Raw genomic sequence first — 17,391 nt, forward strand, 5'->3', positions numbered from 1 at the left:
CGCGCCGATGAACGCATCAGCGTGCGCGGCCTGGCGTCGACGCGTGGTCATGCGGCGCCGGTAGCGGCGAGTCGGGTGCCGCAAGCGCGCTGTGAATGAAATGCAGGCTACCGAGCACCGTCTGAAGGTGGGGTGCCGTCGGGCGCGCCGCATCGGTGGTCTGCATCGTCCGTTGCAGCGTGGTGATCGCAACCCGCACCGCGTGCGTCGCAGCGGTGCTGGCCTTCGATGTCGGCGCCTCGAACAATAGCCGAATCGTGCGGCATACGGATGCGCAATCGTCGAGCCATGCCGGTGCGGCATCCGCGCCGGCGCGCGCTGCCTCGATCGCCATCGCGCCGCGCAGGTCCACGACGGCCGAGCCGATCTCGAGGACGGACAGGAACCATTCGACTGACTCGCTGTTCGCCGCCCGGTCGTCACGCGAAATCGACCGAACCTGATACATGAGGTCGCGTGTGCGGCTTTCGAAGCGCGTGCGCAGTGTCGCGGCCGATTCGGTGCATGCGAACACGACCTGCCTGCGCATGTCGGCCAGCAGGTGTTTGCGCAATCCGCGCATCGTCGGCGGCAGAAACAATTCGAATGCGATCGACGCCATCAGCATCGACAGGACCAGCGCGATCGCGTCGTTCATGAACGACGTCGGATCGTACGCGACCACATTGTCGGGCCCCGTCAGAAAGCAGAAGTAGATGCAGTATCCGATGCCGTACCCGGCCAGCGACGGGCGCGTCGTCATCCAGCATCCCAGTGCGAGCGGCGCAGCCAGTACCACGCACAGCAGCGGGAAGCCGTCGATGATCGGGTAGACGACAAACATGACGATCGAACCGATGACGGACGCGAACGCCGTGCCGATCGCCATCTGGAACGCCGTGCGGGACGGGCGCGCGGAAGATGCGACCAGTGCGCAGATTGCGCCGCCGTTCAGCACGAACAACGCACCCGACGGCCACGCGGTCGCGATCCAGAACGCGCTCAGCACGAGCGTCAGCAGCATCGCGCGGATGCCGGCGACTGCCGCGATGAGCGGATTGGTTCGCGGTTCGTATGGCGCCATCCACTGTTCGCGGTCGTGCGCGGTGGCGCTCAGCGATACATAGGTGCTTGCATAGGCGATATAGCTGTCCAGAAATCGGTCGATCAGGTCGACCGCCGTGTCGAAGTCGAGCACGGCCGCGTTGCCGCCGAGTCGGCTTCGCGCCCGCTGCGCGCGTTCGGGCAGCGCGATCCGGCAGCGTTCGAGGGCGACGGCCACCGAGGCGGCGAGTGCGTCGATGTCGTCGGCGTGCGTCGCATCCTGCCGCTCCAGTCGGAGCGGCGCCACGACACCAGCGATCAGTGCGTCGATCTCCGTCAGCACGGCAGCGGCTCGCGCGACACGCAGTCGGGCGATGAGTTGACTCAATGCGTGCAGGCGCGTCGACGCCGCCATGCGTTCCGCATTGAGACGCGTCAGGCGGCCGTTTCGCAAGCGCGTGTCGGGGCTTTCGAAAACCGCGGCGCTGCGTGCAGCTTCCGAATTGACGGTTTCGTCGACGATGCGCACGCTCAGCGCCTCGAGAAACGACCGGTCGATCCGGCCGGACAGAACCGACAGCACATCGTCCGCGAATGCGGTGAACCGTGCGCGGTTCACGCGGTTGATCTGTTCGCTGACATGCTGCGGAAAGACCAGCGCGCTGACCGCGCCCGAACTCAGGATCCCGATCGTGACCTCCGTCACGCGTGTCATCGCCGAAAGAAAGGCCGCGTCCGGATGCTGCCATGACGGGATGCCGATGAGCGCGGCAGTGTAGCCGGCAAGCACGAAGCCATAGGTCCGGAAGTTGCGGTTTCGCGCGGCACCCGCCGTGCAAATGCCGATCCAGAGCGCGGTTGCACCGAGGAAGAGCTCCGGCGTCTGTCCGAAAAGACCGATCAGCACCAGCATGGCCAGCAGGCCCACGATCGTGCCGCAGATGCGGTACAGGCTTTTTGCGAGCACCATGCCGCTTTGCGGCTGCATCAGCACGAAGACCGTCGTCATCGCCGTGCGCGGCATCGGGAGTTCGAGCTTCATCGCCACACCCAGCGCCAGAAGGGCGGCGAGGAGGGTCTTGAAGATGTACAGCCAGGTGACGCCGTTCGTGCGGGCCCATTCGCAGGCGGCATCGGCGATCGCGACACCTGATTTGGAATCCGAAATAGATGATATGAATCTGAAGGGCGATGAAGACATGAGTTGGATGGCGCGTGATGCACGCATGCGGCGACAGGACGCCCGTGATTGTATTTTCCGGACGCGCGCTCGAGTGTTGCGCGTGGTGTTAAACGCTTTTTCCGGATCTGCCCGCATCGCGTTCGCTGCCCCGAGCGCTCGAGCGACCGCTCTCCCGCGCATGTCGTGCCGGCGCGAGACCGGCGGCGAACCGGACGTTCGCCGCCGGTGCGGCGGTCGCGCCGCGGGTCAAACGCGCGTCAGCATGTTCAACAGCGCCTGGGCGGCCGGTTCGGACGACGCGGGATTCTGGCCGGTGATCAACAGGCCGTCGACGACCACATACGGTTGCCAGTCATCGGCTTTCGAATAGCGGCCGCCCTTCGACTTGAGTTCGTCCTCGACGAGAAACGGCACGATATTCGTCAACCCGACGGCATCCTCTTCCGAATTCGAGAAGCCGGTGACGGTCTTGCCGGCGACGAGCGGCTTGCCGTCCGGCCCCTTGGCATGGCGCAGCACGCCCGGCGCGTGGCACACGGCCGCGACCGGCTTGCCCAACGCGATGGCCTGCTCGATCAGCGAGATCGATCGTGCGTCTTCGGCGAGATCCCAGAGCGGGCCGTGGCCGCCCGGATAGAACACCGCGTCGAACCCGTCGACGGCAATCTCGGACAGTTTTTGCGTGGCCGCGAGCGCGGCCCGCGCGTCCGGATCCGCTTCGAAGCGACGCGTGGCGTCGGTCTGGAACGCGGGGTCCGCGCTTTTCGGATCGAGCGGCGGCTGGCCACCGGCCGGCGACGCAAGCGTGATGTCGGCGCCGGCGTCTTTCAGCGTGAAGTAAGGGGCAGCGAATTCCTCGAGCCAGAAGCCGGTTTTCTCGCCGGTCGAACCGAGGGTGTCGTGGGAGGTCAGGACGAACAGAAGTTTCATGATGTTGATGGGTGACGATGAATGATGGATGCGTGAATCCGCTTCACGCAGCGGCTTCGGCGACGCGCACGACGACCTTGCCGAAGTTCTTTCCCGCAAGCAGACCGATGAGCGCGTCCGGCGCGTTTTCCAGGCCGTCGGTGACGTCCTCGCGTGGGGTGATCTCGCCGGCCTTGACCCATCCGCCCATTTCGGCCAGGAACGCCTGATAGCCGGTCGCATAGTGATCGAGGATGATGAAGCCCTCCATGCGGATCCGTTTCTTCAGGAGCGTGTCGGTCAAGCGCGGAAGGCGGTCGGGGCCGGGCGCCGGTTCGCTGTCGTTGTATTGCGAGATCAGGCCGCAGAGCGGCACGCGCGCGCCGACGTTGAGGAGCGGCAGCACGGCGTCGAAAATCGCGCCGCCGACGTTCTCGAAGTAGACGTCGATGCCGTCGGGGCAGGCTTGCGCGAACTGCCGCGCCAGATCGGGCGCGCGCCGATCGATGCAGACGTCGAAGCCGAGCGTCTCGGTGGCGTACCGGCATTTCTCCGCGTCGCCCGCGATGCCGACGACGCGGCAGCCCTTCAGTTTCGCGATCTGGCCGACGACGGCGCCTACCGCACCGGTCGCCGCAGCGACGACGACCGTTTCGCCCGGCTTCGGCTGCCCGATCTGCAGCAGGCCCGTGTAGGCGGTGAAGCCCGGCATCCCAAGCACGCCGAGCGCATGGGACGGGTGCTCGACATCCGTGCCGAGCGGCATCAGGTCCGCGCCGTCGGAGAGCGCGTAGTCCTGCCAGCCGCTGTCGCCAAGCACCAGGTCGCCAACCGCAAAGGCCGGGTGCTTCGATGCGATGACGCGGCTGACGGTGCCGCCCACCATCGTATCGCCGAGCGCAACGGGAGGCGCGTAGGACGGCGCGTCGCTCATGCGCCAGCGCATGTAGGGATCGAGCGACAGGTACAGCGTCTGCAGCAGGACTTCGCCGTCGGCGGGCGTCGGCACGGCTGTCGTTTCAAGCCGGAAGTCGTGCGCAGCCGGCGCACCGACGGGGCGGCTGGCCAGCACGACACGGCGATTGATGGATGGGGATTGCGGCATGGGTGACCTCTGTGTGACGGTGTCGCCGTCCGGACCGTGCGGGTCGGTGGCGGGGGTTTTTCGCGTGACGGTCGCGATGCGCGGGACGACGTGGCAACGCACGCCGCACGCGAAAAGTAGACCAGTCGTCTAGTGCTCGGGCGCTTGCCGGCAACGTCGCAGGGCTTGACCTGCGGATGTGCCGGGTCGGCACAGGCATCGCATCGCATGAATGCGAGGGCGGACCATGAAGCCGAACCACGGGGCGGATCATACGATCGAGTAGACCAGTCGTCTAGTCAGAATGCGGCGCGATTTCGCTGCGCGGATCTGTCCCGTTTCCGGTTGAACGGGGGGGCACGGCCCGGCAAACCGCGCGTCCGTTCGCCGGCAAGCGCCGTGTCACAAGGCGCTCGCCGGGATCGGGTGTTGCGGCGAATGACGGCATCCGGCCGGTTCCGATACGCGGCGGCGATGCGGTCCGCCTCCCCGATCGGGGGGGCACCTCGGCCGCGCGAAACGCCGTAAGGTAGTTGGCAAGTTCGCCGTCCGAGTCGGTCCGGCTGGCGCAATCGTCGTGTACCAAGCGGGAGGACGCATGACCAGGACGGTGTTGATAACCGGCGCGGGGTCCGGATTCGGGCGCGGCGTCGCATTCGCGCTTGCCGAACGCGGGCATCGCGTGATCGCGGGTGGCCAGATCTGGCCGCAGGTGTGGGCGTTGCGGCAGGAGGCCAACGCACGCCGGGTGGACATGCAGGTCATCAAGTTCGATGTGACGAGCGAAATCGACCGCGCGCATGCGTTGACGCACGAGATCGATGTGCTGCTGAACAACGCCGCGATCATGGAATCCGGCCCGCTCGTCGAGATTCCGATGGCCGTGTTTCGCTCGGTGTTCGAAACCAATGTGTTTGCCGCGCTCGAAGTCGCGCAGGGATTCGCGCGCAGGATGGTCGTGCGCGGGCATGGCCGGATCGTCTGGATGTCGTCGGTCGCGGGACTCGTCAAGGTGCCGTTCGACGGCGCCTACGCCGCGTCGAAGTATGCCGTCGAAGGCATCTGCGCGGCGATGGAGGAGGAACTGAAGCCTTACGGCGTCGAAGTCGTGACGATCAACCCCGGCGCCTATCGCACCGGCTTCAACGATACCGGCATGGAAAGCATGGACCAATGGTGGGACCAGGGCGAGCGCGTGGTCGCCCACTGGCCGACGCGTGAACTGAATCGGCAACACGATCCCGCGGAGATGATCGACGCCATCGTCGCGGTGATCGAGGCGGAGGCGCCGCCGTATCGTACCGTCAGGCCCGCGTCCGCCGAGCAGCTCGTGCGCGATGAACAGGCCGCCGCATGGCAACGGATCGTCGGCGGCAAGCGCTGAGATGCGCGCACGACGCCAACATGTGGCCGGCTTGTCCGGCATGCAGGAACACGCGTCGCCGGCGGCCTCGAGGCGGCGCGTCTAGACGAAGCGGAGCAGCGGGATCGTGATCGTCAGCGTCACCGCCGACAGCAGGCTCGACGCGACCAGCGTCGCGCCCGCGGTCGGATCGTCGATGTCGTAGCCGAGCCCGAACAGGATTCCGAACGAACCGCACGGTATCGCCGCCAGCAGCACCAGCTGACCTGCCATCGGCGCCGGCACCGAGAAGAGTCGGACGCAGAGCCACGCGAGCAGCGGCTGCACGATGTGGCTGAGCAACAGCGCAACCCATACCTCCGGGTTCAGTCTGAGCGGCAGCGCGGCCAGGATCAGGCCGGTGGAGAACAACGCGAGACCGGCCGTCGTTCCGCCGATGATGCCCAGCGATTGGGCGATCAGCGTCGGCAGGTGCCATCCGAGCAGCGAGCAGACGATGCCGCCGAGCGGCGCCAGGACCACCGGCTTCAGGAAGGTATTGAGCAGCGCGCCGGCGAGCGGTCGCGCATTCGGCCGACCTGCGTATTCGGTGCCGCGGGCGCGCTCGAGCAGAATCAGGCACGCCGGAGACATCACGACCGACGCGATCGTGATCGCGAACGCGACCGTCAACGTGCTCGACTCGCCGTACACGGCGACGAGAAGCGGCAGGCCGACGGCCGCAAAGTTCGGCATGCCGACCGTTACGGCACGCACCGCGGCCCGACCGGGATCGACACGAAAGACATGCTTCGACAACGCGAGCGACGCGAAGTACGGTACGAGCATGAAGATCACGATGATCGCGACGGGCACCAGATGGCTCGCGAGTTCCGCGCGCGGCATCTTCGCGGTATACACGAACAGCGCGAACGGCAGCGCGTAATCGACCAGCATCGTGTTGATCGACACGATCGGCATGTTTCCGGCGTGCGTTTTCCCGGCGAAATAGCCCATCGCCATCGAAAAGAAAAACGGCACCAGCGCGGAAGATATTTGTGCAGCCATCGAAGCTCCAGAGCGGATCGCCGGGCGGCGTGCCGGTATCCGGCGCGATCGCCCGCATTCTGACCAAGCGATCTCGACGCGGCGAAACACCCCGCCTCGCGAGTCGCAGCGTTGCTGCCAACATGAACGCCTTGTGAGTTTTTTTCACCCCCCCGGAGTGGGGGTAGAGCGGTCGGCGCGACAGCGCTATCGTTGGGTCATTCAATTGCACTGCGCGACTGTTCGCGTCGCGTGGAGAAACCCGCCATGATTTTTGAAATTGCCCAGATCGACATCCAGCAAAACGGCGAGCAGGGGTTTGAACGTGCGGTCGCTGAGGCGAAGGCGCTCATCGAACGCGCACCCGGCTGCCACGGCTTGCGTTTGTATCGCGGTATCGAACAACCGTCGCGCTACCGCCTGATGGTGCAATGGGAAAGCGTGGAACGGCACGACGCCTTTCGCCAGACAGCCGATTTTCAGCGTTGGCGCGAACTGGCCGGCCCGTTCTTCGTCGGTCCGCCGTCGGTCGAGCACGTACGCGAAGTCTGAGCAGCCTGCGCTTGAGCGGCGGTGCGGCTTCCTGCTGCACGACTATCGGCAGCGCCGCGATGCGTTCGTCGACGAGATGGCGGCGTGGTCGAGGGGCGGGCAGATCGTGCATGACGAAACGATCGTCGACGGTGTCGCGCATGCACCGGCGGCATTTATCGGGCTGATGAACGGGACCAACGGCGGCAAGATGCTGGTCAGGATCTCGTGACCGATTGAACACACGTGGTCGACCGCGCCCAGGGTGCTCGACCGCGCCGGCTTGCGAGTGCGACATGCCTGATGCGACTTCACGACTGAACGACGGGCCGCGCGTGGGTAGCGCCCGCGAGTTCGCGGGTGCCCGGGTGACGGTGCTGGAATGCGATGGAAGCGTGCTGGTGGTTCGTTGGGTCGAGCCTGGCGTCCGGCATTTCGGCGAGCAGCGCTGGCGGCGCGGCATTGCTTCGCGCCGCGGCATCTGCGTGCTGTCGCATTTGCCGATCGTCGCCGGTGACACCGTGTTTCGTCCGGCGGAGCGGCCGAGACCGACCAATGCCGGCGCGATGATCCTCGCGAGCGATGCGCTGGGCATCCAGCCGTCCTGAACGCATACCGGCGCGCGCCGCGCCGGTACGTCCGGATCACGATTGCACGACGGTATTCCCGAGTACGCCGAGCCCTTCGATCTCGACCTCGCACACGTCACCCGCGCGCATCCACAGCGGCGGATTGCGCGCCATGCCGATGCCCGACGGCGTGCCGGTCGCGATGACGTCGCCGGGCTCGAGCGTCATGACTTCGCTGATGGTGGCGATCAGCGTCGCGATGTCGAAGATCATGTCGTTCGTATTGGCTTCCTGCACGACGACGCCGTTGAGCCGGGTCTGCAGCGCGAGGCCGGCCGCGCCCGCCGGCAATTCGTCGGCGGTCACCAGCTCGGGGCCCAGTGCGCCCGTTTCGTCGAAGTTCTTGCCGACCGTCCATTGCGGCGTCTTGAACTGAAAGTCCCGCAGCGTCGCGTCGTTGAAGATCGTATAGCCGGCCACATGGTTCAACGCATCGCTTCTCCCGATGCGTCGGCCGCGGCGGCCGATGATGACCGCCAGCTCGCCTTCGTAATCGAGCTGCGCCGATTCCGCCGGCATGCGTATCGCTGCGCCGTGCGCGGTCAGGCTGCTGTGGAAGCGCGCGAACAGCGTCGGATACGACGGGACCTCGTATCCGGCCTCTTGCGAGTGCTCGGCATAGTTGAGCCCGACGCAGATGATCTTCGCCGCCCGCGTCACGGGCGGGAGCAGCGTGCAGGCGGCCAGGTCGAGCGGTCGGCCGGTCAACTGCAGGCGTTGATTCGCATCTGCCAGCGCGGCAGGACCGCCGGAGACGACGGTGTCGAGATCGCCGGGATAGTCGGGATCGGCACGCGTCAGTCCGAGATAGCGGCCGTCGGCGGCGCGGATAGCGAGGCCGGGGGTGCCGTCGCGTACGAAGCTGGTGAATCGCATGATGGGTTTCCAATGATCAAGTCAAACAAGCCGGACATCGTGCGGCCGCGCCGCGCAGCCCTTCGACCGCGTGCGGGATGGCGAGGCCCGTGCGATACGGGCTGCCGCCCGATGTCATTTGCCGGTCGAACCGGGCGCGCCGCCGTCGCTCACTTCGTTCGCGACGGCCGTGCTGATCCGCTTCAATTGCGCCGGGTCGATCTGTCGCCTGACCTTCGCGACGTCGGAGGCGCTCACCGGGCCGGCACGATTGCCCCAGCTGTCGCGTACGAATGTTGCGAGCTGGGCGACCTGCAGGTCCGATAGCCGCCAGCCGAAGGCGGGCATCGCCAGCGGCGCAGGATCGGAGCGGGTCGACGGCATCCGCGAGCCGGTCAGGATCACGTGAATGACCGACGACGGATCGTCGGACGTGACCATCTCATTGCCGGCCAGCGCGGGAAACGCTTTCATCGCGCCGCTGCCGTCCGAGCGATGGCACGCATTGCAGTTGTTCAGATACAGCAACGCACCGCCGGTCGGCGTGACGCCAGCGCGCAGCGACGCGGCCGTATCCGGCTTGGGCGATGGTGCCGCGGCCGTCCGCGGCGCGCGCTCGGGGTCGAGGCTGCCGAGGTATTCGGCAACCGCGCCGAGGTCGGCGTCGCTGAAATACTGCGTGCTGTTCTCCACGACTTCCGACATGCCGCCGAACGTGGCGCTGCCGTGCGATCGTCCGGTTCGCAGAAGCTGAACGATGCGCTCCCGTGTGAGCGCGCCGGCGCCGCTTCCGCGCCCGGCGCGCAGGTCGGGGGCATGCCAGCCCGCGAGCGTGTAGCCGCTCAGGTACAGGTCCGTTCCGCGCGCATCGAAGGCCTTCTCCTGGCCCATCAGGCCGTGAGGCGTATGGCATGCGCCGCAGTGCGCGAGCCCTTGAACGAGATAGGCGCCGCGATTCCACGTCGTGCTTTGCGCCGGATCCTGGCGATAGGCGCCACTGGGCCGAAACAGAAGATTCCATCCCGTGAGCAGCACGCGCAGGTTGAACGGAAAGTGAAGCCGCGTCTCCGGATTCGGCTGGCCGATCGGGCGGACGCCGTGCATGAAGTACGCATAGAGTGCGCGCGTGTCGGTATCGCTGACCTTCGAGAAGGACGGGTACGGCATCGCGGGGTAGAGCAGGTGTCCGTCCTTCGCGACGCCTTTGCGCAACGCGGCCGCGAAGTCGTCGTAGCTGTAGTTGCCGATCCCGTGCTTGATATCGGGCGTGATGTTGGTCGAATAGATCGTGCCGAACGGCGTTTCCATCGGCAGCCCGCCGGCGAATGGCTGATCGCGCCGCGCTGTATGGCAGGCCACGCAATCGCCGACGCGTGCTAGATACGCGCCGCGCGCGATCTGGGCGGCATCCTGCGCGTTCGCGGCGGCCGGTTGCAGCCACGTGGCCAGCGCGGCGAAGGTCAATAGCAGGCCGAACGGGATCCCGGCCAGTTTCGTGCGTCGCTCACTCATTGCAATGCCTATGTCGGTAGCAGCGGACCGGGATTCTTCAGATACTGCTCGCGGATTGCACGCGCCGCGAAGTACGCTTGCGCGCCGACCATGCCGGTCGGGTTGTAGGCCCAGTTTTGCGGAAACGCGCAGGCGCCCGTCACGAATACGTTGTGCACGTCCCACGATTGCAGGTACTTGTTCACGACGCTCGTGTCCGGACGATCCCCGCAGACCGCACCGCCCGTCGTATGCGTGGTCTGGTACGGCCGCATGTCGAAGTGATCGCCGATCTTGCCGGCATGGACCGACATCGATTTCGGCTTCATCGCGCGTGCGACTTGCTCGGCCTTGTCGGTGACGAAGCGCGTCATGCGCATTTCGTTGTCGTGCCAGTCGAATGTCATGCGCAGCAGCGGGAGGCCGTATGCGTCGCGATAGGTCGGATCGAGATCCAGGTAGTTCGTGCGGTACGACATCACCGAGCCCGCCGTACCGATGGAAAACGAATGCAGGTAGTTGTCCTTGAGCGCCTTCTTCCAGGCCGATCCCCATCTGGGCGTCCCTTCCGGCAGCAGGGTCTGGCCGATCGGGCGGCCGCCGGTGACCATCGCGCTGATGTAGGCGCCGCCGACGAAACCCGCCGCGGAGTGATCGAAGTGATCCGCATTGAAGTCGTCGAAGGCCTGGCCCCCTGAGCCGGCGCCGATGAACGGATCGATGTGGACGTCCTTGCCGAAGAACAGCGAGACTGCGCTGTTCTTCTGATAGGCGAAGTTCCTGCCGACGGTTCCCTTTCCCGTCACCGGATCGTATGGCGTTCCGATCCCGGACAGCAGCAGCAGGCGCACGTTGTGCATCTGGAATGCGCAAAGCAACACGATGCGCGCCGGCTGAAACACTTCCCGGCCCTGTGCATCGAGATAGGTCACGCCGGTGGCCCGCTTGCCGGACGAATCCAGTTGCACACGCGTCACATGGGATCGGTCGCGCAACTCGAAATTGGGTTTGGCCAGCAACGCGGGCAAGATACACGCTTGCGGCGATGCCTTCGCATACATGTAGCAGCCAAAGCCTTCGCAATAGCCGCAGAAGTTGCACGGGCCGAGCTGCATCCCGTACGGATTCTGATAGGCGATCGACGCATTGGACGCGGGAATCGGAAAAGGGTGGAAACCGGCTTCGCTTGCCGCGTGCTTGAACAGCGCGGCCGGATAATTGTCGGCGAGCGGCGGACACGGATAGTCGCGCCGGCGCATGGCCTCGAAAGGATTGCCGCCGGCGACGAGCGTGCCGTTCAGATTGCCTGCCTTCCCCGACGTGCCCATCACGGCCTCGATACGCTCGAAGTACGGTTCGAGTTCGTCCGGTGAATAAGGCCAGTCCTGGATCGTCATGTCGCCGGGAAGGAACCCGGCGCCATAGCGCTGCAGGTAGTGCGAGCGGATCTTGAGGTCGGCAGCATTGGCGCGCCAGGTCGTCCCGTTCCAGTGCACGCCGGAGCCGCCCACCCCGGTACCCAGCAGGAATGCGCCGAGCTGGCGGTAGGGCAACGCGTCTTCGTTCGGCGCATGCCGGATCGTGACCGTCTCGCGCGCAAGATTCTGCATCAGCTTGCGCCGCTGAATGTAGGCGAGCTCGTCGGCGATGGCCGGGTACGCGAACTCGGGGCTCGTATCCCGATTCTCGCCGCGTTCGAGGCCGACCACGGTCAAGCCGGCCTCGGCCAGCTCCATCCCCATGATCGAACCTGTCCAGCCCATCCCGACCAGGACGGCGTCCACTTCCGGCTTCGTGATGTGCGGCATACGCATGTCAACCCTGTTGACCTTCGATGCTGACCGGGCCGTACGGATAGCGCTTGCCGGTCCCGACCCAGTCGAGGAAGTCGGCCCTGGCCCCCGGGAAGCCGATCATCTTCCAGCTGCCCATTGCCTTGTTGCCGCCGTGTATCGGGTCCGACAGATAGCCTTCGCGGGTGTTCTCCAGCAGAAACGCGAAGAAATCCGTCGACGAGATGTCGTCGAATGCCATTGAGCCGGACTCCAGGCGCACGAGCACGTCGGTCTGTTCCGCGACGGCGAGTTCGGCAAAGCGCTTGCCGGCGAACTCGCGCATGCATCGTGCGTTCGTTGCGTGGATGCCGGCTCGGTACAGCTCGCGCGGCGTGAGCCTCGACTGATAGCCGAACAGGGGCGAGGCGGCGCGAAACGGGCCCTGCATATACCAGTGCGCCGCGTAGCCATAGCCGGTTTCCAGTTGCCTGTCGATGAAGACGGGCACGTTCAGGTCCAGCGCGCCGGGACCCTCGTCATCGTGCGGGATCAGGCGATCCACCGCCGCGAGCACGAAGTGCCATTCTTCGGGCGCGAAGAATACCGGACGATAGGTGTCGAGCCGGATGCCGTCGTCGGCGTGTTGCGTCGCTGTCGGTGCCAACTCCGGCGACGCGTCGTCGCCCGAATGGCACGCACCCATCGCGACGGCGGCGGGGACGATGGCGACGCGTTTGAGGAATACGCGCCGGCCGGACTCCGGCGTCGGCTCGTCGGCGGCTGACTGGGTTTTGCTCATAGCTGAATTTCAGACCATTGCGTGGTGTCGTCCCGCGCGCGGCCGCTACGGTCTGCTGACCATGCAGCGACAGCGTGTCGGTACGCTTTTCGACAGGCATGCGCCGTGCCGCTGCTCCAGAATGGAGCGGCGCGCCGGACCAGGCGTCGAAGGGTGTGTGCGACAAACAGTACCCATCGCCCGGCGCGATGGCAGCCCCCTGTTTGGGGAGGGCGCGCGCGACGGACCGAACATCGCGCGCGGCCGCGCAAGGTTGCTGCGGCAGCCCCCCGATCGGGGAGGATCCTTGCAAGGGCTCCGACGGCAAGAGGATCATGACGTTGGCGACGCTCGCTTCTTCAAACTGACGGATGCCGCTCGACGGTGCCGGATTGCTGGCGCAGTCACCGTGATCCGCAGTGCCGGCGCAATCCGCTGCGCCAGTGGATTGAATTGGCGTTACTCGACTCCGCCGCGAATTGAGAGCCCGGCGTGGCTCTGCCGAGGCGAGATGAAACCAACCAAGGAGTCTGCCATGTCGACTTTCTCACGACGTTTATTCGTCCAGTCCATCGGTGCCGCGACACTCGCGCCCGGCGTGTTGCCCGCGTCGGCCGCGGGTGGCGCTGCGCCCGAGAAATCCGCTCCCTCGCAGGGGAGTGGCGATACCGGTTACAAGCATATCCAAGTCGCGCGCGATGGCGGCGTCGCGACCGTCACGCTGAACTACCCGCCGCTGAATCTGCTCGACGAGACGCTGTCGGCGGAATTCGACGCGGTGACACGCGAACTGGAGCAGGACACGAGCGTGCGCGTGGTCGTGCTGCAAAGCGCCGTGCCGAAGTTCTTCATCGCCCACTCGGGCCTGCACCGTGTCGGCTCTGCGCCGAAAGCGACGTCGAATACACGCACGTTCCGCCTGACCCAGATGCTCGGCGAGCGCCTGCGCAACATGCCGAAGGCCGTGATCGCGAAGGTCGAAGGGATCGCACGGGGCGGCGGCTGCGAGATCGCGCTGGCCGCGGACATGTGTTTCGCGGCGATCGGCAACGCGGTGTTCGGTCAACCCGAGGTCGTCTGCGGGCTCGTTCCCGGCGGCGGCAACACGCAGCGGTTGCCGCGACGGATGGGCCGCGCGCGTGCGCTCGAGGTGCTGCTGAGCGGGGAAGACTTCTCTGCGGAACTGGCCGACCACTACGGCTATATCAATCGTGCGCTGCCCGCCAACGAACTGGGGCCATTCGTCGACAAGCTCGCGCGCCGTATCGCGACCTTTCCGCCCACGACCATCGCCCACCTGAAAAAGTCCGTGGACATGGGGTCCGACGTTTCCTTCTCCGAAGGTTTGCTGGTGGAAGCGCACGAGGCCGATCTGTGTGTTGCCAACGAAGCAATTCAGGCGCGCGTGAAAGCGATACTTGCTGCGGGTGCCGAAACCTATGAAGGCGAGCTTCGCTTTCCGGACCTTTCGGCAAAACTGCCTCCGGCCGATTGAGCGGCATTCTTGCGCAGCGCGGATCGATGATTTGATGCGTCGGACGCACGAACCGACGATGACCATCAGACCCGATGCACAGATGAAGCGGGCTCCCACTGACTGGCGGCTGCCGCTACATCGCCTTTGGAAAGAGCGATCGCGGCCAGATATCCGAATGTTACCGCGGGCCCGAGCGTGATTCCGGCTCCGATGTAGTGACCGCCCACCGGCGAGTTCATGTCGTTGCCGCAGGCATACAAGCCAGGAATCGGACGGTTATCGCCGTCGAGCACTTCACCGTTGGACCCTGTCACGAGGCCTCGGCTTGTTCCGAAGTCGCCCGGCATCAGCTTCACGGCGTAGAACGGGCCCTTCTCGATGGCCCCCAGACAAGGGTTGGGGGAGTGTGTCGGGTCGCCCTTGTAGATGTTGTAGGCAGACGAACCCTTCCCGAAATCCTCGTCGATGCCGCTTGACGCAAAGCGGTTATTGCGAGCGACGGTACGCTCCAGCCCGGTCGGGTCGACTCCGATGTTGCCCGCGAGTTCGCCGAGGGTTCGGCCGCTGAACAGATACCCAGCCTTCTCATAGCGACGCAGCGACATACTGCCGGGCAGGATGACACCGATTCCGTATTTCTTTATCGCGGCGGCGTCGGCGATCAGGTAGGCCGGGATCGCGCCCGCTTCAAACATGCCCAGCGTAAAGTCGTGGTACGACGCCGCCTCGTTTGTGAAGCGCTTGCCGTCTTTGCCGACGGCGATGAAGCCGGGCTTCGGACGGTCAAGCATGAAGTGCCCCCAGAGTTCCATCCCGCCGCCGCGACGCGAATAAGCAGAAACTGGAACGTAATATCCGGTGTCGCGGGAGTTATGGTCGATCCTGCCGCCGGCCGATTCGCCGAGCTGGATGCCCTCGCCGATGTTGCTGGGCAGGCCCAGTCCGAGCTCTACCGTCGGCTGGCGCGAGTGCTCCCGGCGCATCGCCAGGTTGCCCGGGTAACCGCCCGTCGCGATGACCACACCGCGGCGAGCGCGAACGCGAACCGTGCGGCCGTCCCGGGTCACTTCCGCGCCGATGACCATGCCGTCGACCATGATCAACCGCGTGGCGCACGCGCGCAGCCAGACATCGATTTTTCGGTCCAGCATCGTCTTGTACAGTCGGCCCGTGAGCGCATTTCCCCCGACGAGCCGCGTACCGCGGTGGTGACTCATCCGGTCCATGCCGTAGCGGGCGAAGCGCTTCAGGACATGGAAAAACGATCGTGCGGAGCGCGTAAAGGAAAGGAAATGGAGCAGATCGACGAGATCGAGCATCATGCCGCCGAACGGTGCGAAGGCAGGCAGCGGCGCACGCAGGTCCTTAAAGTGCTCGCCGAGTTTACGGCCGTCGAATTCGAGCGGCGCGTGCGCGCGGCCGAACATGCCGCCCTCCAGTTCCGGGTGATAGTCGGGGTAGTCGACTGCTACGACCTCCAGTTCCGACTCGCGCAGCAGATAATCGAGCGCGACGCGGCCGTGCGAAATATAGGTCTCTTGCAGTGAGCGGTCGACGGTAGCGCCGACCGTCGCAGCAAAATATTTCCGTGCGTTGTCTAACGAATCCTTGAAGCCGGCGGTCCGCATCGGCGAGCTGTCGACGAACCACATCATGCCGACGGACCATGCAGATGTGCCGCCGACCTGGTCGGTCTTCTCGAGAACCAGCGGCTCGAGCCCCTCGTTCTCCGAAACGATGGCAGCCGTCATACCGGCTGCACCCGCGCCCATGATGATTACGTCAACCTCGTGGTCCCAGTTCTCCGGCGTAGCGGTGCCCATGGTGCATGTCCTGATCTAAGCGTTGCTGGCAGATGTAGAAGGGGCATTTCATGTTGGCGTGTGGATGCGATGGTCATGCAAGGACACGTCACGTCTCATGAATCAATCCCGCAAATGATGCTGTATAGGATAAACCTATATCGAATGATATGTTCGAGGGCGGTGGATGTCAAGAAATCCTAATGTCCTGGTCCAGTCTGGGGTCGCGATGCGAGCCGATAGTGGCGTGGGGCGGCATGGTGTGGGGTTCTCCGGCGATTCACCTGCCCCCGGGTTGCTGACCCGGATGTTCGACAGGAACGAGCTTCTTGACTTGCATGATCCCGAGTAGGATTATGCGATATAAATCTATATCGCCGATCCCGGATCGATGTCGGGCCGTCAGGGCGTCGATGTTTTTTCAGCAACGAATGGGAGCAACAATGAGCAAGCTTCAACTTTCCGTCGCGGTGGGCAATTACGACCGGATCAGGCCGTTGGTCGACGGCGACGTTCAAATCGAGGGCGTGGACCCGATCTTCATGCTGCAGGACCCTGAGGAGATCTTTTTTCGGGCGTTCAGGCATGCGGACTACGATATCTGCGAACTTTCGCTGAGCAGCTACTCGGTGAAGACCGCGGCCGGGACGTCACCGTACATTGCCGTTCCGGTATTTCCGTCGCGAGCGTTCCGGCACACGTCGATTTATGTGCGGGCGGACCGCGGCATCGATAGTCCTGCCGATTTGAAGGGCAAGCGCATTGGCGTGCCCGAGTATCAGTTGACGGCTAACGTCTGGGTACGCCTCTTTCTCGAGGAGGATTACGGCGTCAAGGCTGCGGATGTGACGTGGGTGCGAGGCGGCTACGAAGACGCGACGCGAGTCGAGAAGATCACGCTGAACCTGCCTGAAGACGTCCGGCTCGAGAATGCGCCCGAAGGGAGGACGATCTCGGACCTTCTGGCGGCAGGGGAAATCGATGCGGTCATCGGTCCGCGCGCGCCGTCGTGCTTCGACCGTGGGCACCCGGAGGTCAAGTATCTCTTCGATGACCCACACAAAGCGGCCGCCGACTGGTATTCGCGTACGAAGCTTTTCCCGATCATGCACACGCTCGGCATCAGGAAGACGCTCGTGGAGCGTCATCCGTGGTTGCCGGGAGCAGTGATGAAAGGGTTCGAGAAGTCCAAAGCTCTTGCGTTGAAGCGGTTGAGTGATACGTCCGCCACGAAGATTACGCTGCCGTTCGTCGAAGACCAATTGCGCGCTGCCCGCAAGCTGATGGGCACCGATTTCTGGTCGTACGGGTTCGCGGAAAACGAGCGGATTGTCGATCGCTTCCTGGAACGCCATTATGCCGAGGGGCTGTCCAGCCGTCGGCTGGAAGCTCGGGAGCTTTTCCACCCGTCTACGCTCGAAAGCTTCGCGATCTGATCGCCGACGGCCGGAGTAGTGATTGCTGA

At 65.0% G+C, this 17,391-nt stretch carries 14 protein-coding genes; 5 read left to right on the forward strand and 9 right to left on the reverse strand.

Going from position 1 to position 17,391, the window contains the following annotated elements:
• Positions 1-16 precede the first annotated feature (16 nt).
• The 3 genes from O1Q03_RS01515 to O1Q03_RS01525 form a co-directional block, all read right to left on the reverse strand.
• Positions 17-2,224, reverse strand: a complete 2,208-nt coding sequence (locus O1Q03_RS01515) for an FUSC family protein (RefSeq protein WP_269501273.1) — start codon at positions 2,222-2,224, stop codon at positions 17-19.
• A gap of 228 nt (positions 2,225-2,452) precedes the next feature.
• Positions 2,453-3,136: a type 1 glutamine amidotransferase domain-containing protein gene (locus tag O1Q03_RS01520; protein ID WP_269501275.1), complete on the reverse strand. Its 684-nt coding sequence runs from the start codon at positions 3,134-3,136 to the stop codon at positions 2,453-2,455.
• Between the two features lie 43 nt (positions 3,137-3,179).
• A complete protein-coding gene (locus tag O1Q03_RS01525) occupies positions 3,180-4,220 on the reverse strand; it encodes an NADP-dependent oxidoreductase (protein ID WP_269501276.1) in 1,041 nt (346 codons plus the stop codon).
• Between the two features lie 577 nt (positions 4,221-4,797).
• On the opposite strand from O1Q03_RS01525, the gene O1Q03_RS01530 reads away from it, so the two are divergent.
• A complete protein-coding gene (locus O1Q03_RS01530) occupies positions 4,798-5,583 on the forward strand; it encodes an SDR family oxidoreductase (RefSeq protein WP_269501277.1) in 786 nt (261 codons plus the stop codon).
• Between the two features lie 81 nt (positions 5,584-5,664).
• On the opposite strand, the gene O1Q03_RS01535 is transcribed toward O1Q03_RS01530, so the two are convergent.
• The gene (locus O1Q03_RS01535) at positions 5,665-6,609 is read right to left on the reverse strand and encodes an AEC family transporter (RefSeq protein ID WP_269501278.1); all 945 of its coding nucleotides are present in this window, start codon (positions 6,607-6,609) and stop codon (positions 5,665-5,667) included.
• A gap of 246 nt (positions 6,610-6,855) precedes the next feature.
• Here O1Q03_RS01535 and O1Q03_RS01540 point away from each other — a divergent pair, with 246 nt between their 5' ends.
• Positions 6,856-7,140, forward strand: coding sequence for an antibiotic biosynthesis monooxygenase family protein (locus O1Q03_RS01540; RefSeq protein ID WP_269501279.1), 285 nt, complete (start codon positions 6,856-6,858; stop codon positions 7,138-7,140).
• Between the two features lie 275 nt (positions 7,141-7,415).
• Positions 7,416-7,727, forward strand: coding sequence for a DUF3331 domain-containing protein (locus O1Q03_RS01545; protein WP_269501280.1), 312 nt, complete (start codon positions 7,416-7,418; stop codon positions 7,725-7,727).
• Between the two features lie 36 nt (positions 7,728-7,763).
• On the opposite strand, the gene O1Q03_RS01550 is transcribed toward O1Q03_RS01545, so the two are convergent.
• The 4 genes from O1Q03_RS01550 to O1Q03_RS01565 form a co-directional block, all read right to left on the reverse strand.
• Positions 7,764-8,624: a fumarylacetoacetate hydrolase family protein gene (locus tag O1Q03_RS01550; RefSeq protein ID WP_269501281.1), complete on the reverse strand. Its 861-nt coding sequence runs from the start codon at positions 8,622-8,624 to the stop codon at positions 7,764-7,766.
• A gap of 114 nt (positions 8,625-8,738) precedes the next feature.
• A complete protein-coding gene (locus O1Q03_RS01555) occupies positions 8,739-10,115 on the reverse strand; it encodes a c-type cytochrome (RefSeq protein ID WP_269501282.1) in 1,377 nt (458 codons plus the stop codon).
• An 8-nt stretch (positions 10,116-10,123) separates the two neighbouring features.
• Positions 10,124-11,902 (reverse strand): GMC family oxidoreductase, encoded by a 1,779-nt coding sequence (locus tag O1Q03_RS01560; protein WP_269501283.1) that lies wholly within the window; start codon positions 11,900-11,902, stop codon positions 10,124-10,126.
• A 7-nt stretch (positions 11,903-11,909) separates the two neighbouring features.
• Positions 11,910-12,668 (reverse strand): gluconate 2-dehydrogenase subunit 3 family protein, encoded by a 759-nt coding sequence (locus O1Q03_RS01565; protein WP_269501284.1) that lies wholly within the window; start codon positions 12,666-12,668, stop codon positions 11,910-11,912.
• A gap of 490 nt (positions 12,669-13,158) precedes the next feature.
• On the opposite strand from O1Q03_RS01565, the gene O1Q03_RS01570 reads away from it, so the two are divergent.
• On the forward strand, positions 13,159-14,142 hold the full coding sequence (locus O1Q03_RS01570) for an enoyl-CoA hydratase/isomerase family protein (RefSeq protein WP_269501285.1): 984 nt from the start codon (positions 13,159-13,161) through the stop codon (positions 14,140-14,142).
• 65 nt (positions 14,143-14,207) lie between these two features.
• Here O1Q03_RS01570 and O1Q03_RS01575 read toward each other — a convergent pair whose 3' ends face one another.
• Entirely contained in the window at positions 14,208-15,947 is a 1,740-nt protein-coding gene (locus tag O1Q03_RS01575; RefSeq protein ID WP_269501286.1) for an FAD-binding protein, read from the reverse strand.
• Between the two features lie 422 nt (positions 15,948-16,369).
• Between O1Q03_RS01575 and O1Q03_RS01580 the strand changes: the two genes are divergently transcribed.
• Positions 16,370-17,362: an ABC transporter substrate-binding protein gene (locus tag O1Q03_RS01580; protein WP_269501287.1), complete on the forward strand. Its 993-nt coding sequence runs from the start codon at positions 16,370-16,372 to the stop codon at positions 17,360-17,362.
• The last annotated feature ends 29 nt before the right edge of the window (positions 17,363-17,391 follow it).

The organism is Burkholderia sp. IMCC1007, from assembly GCF_027257875.1.
In the GTDB taxonomy this organism is placed as follows: Bacteria; Pseudomonadota; Gammaproteobacteria; order Burkholderiales; family Burkholderiaceae; genus Burkholderia.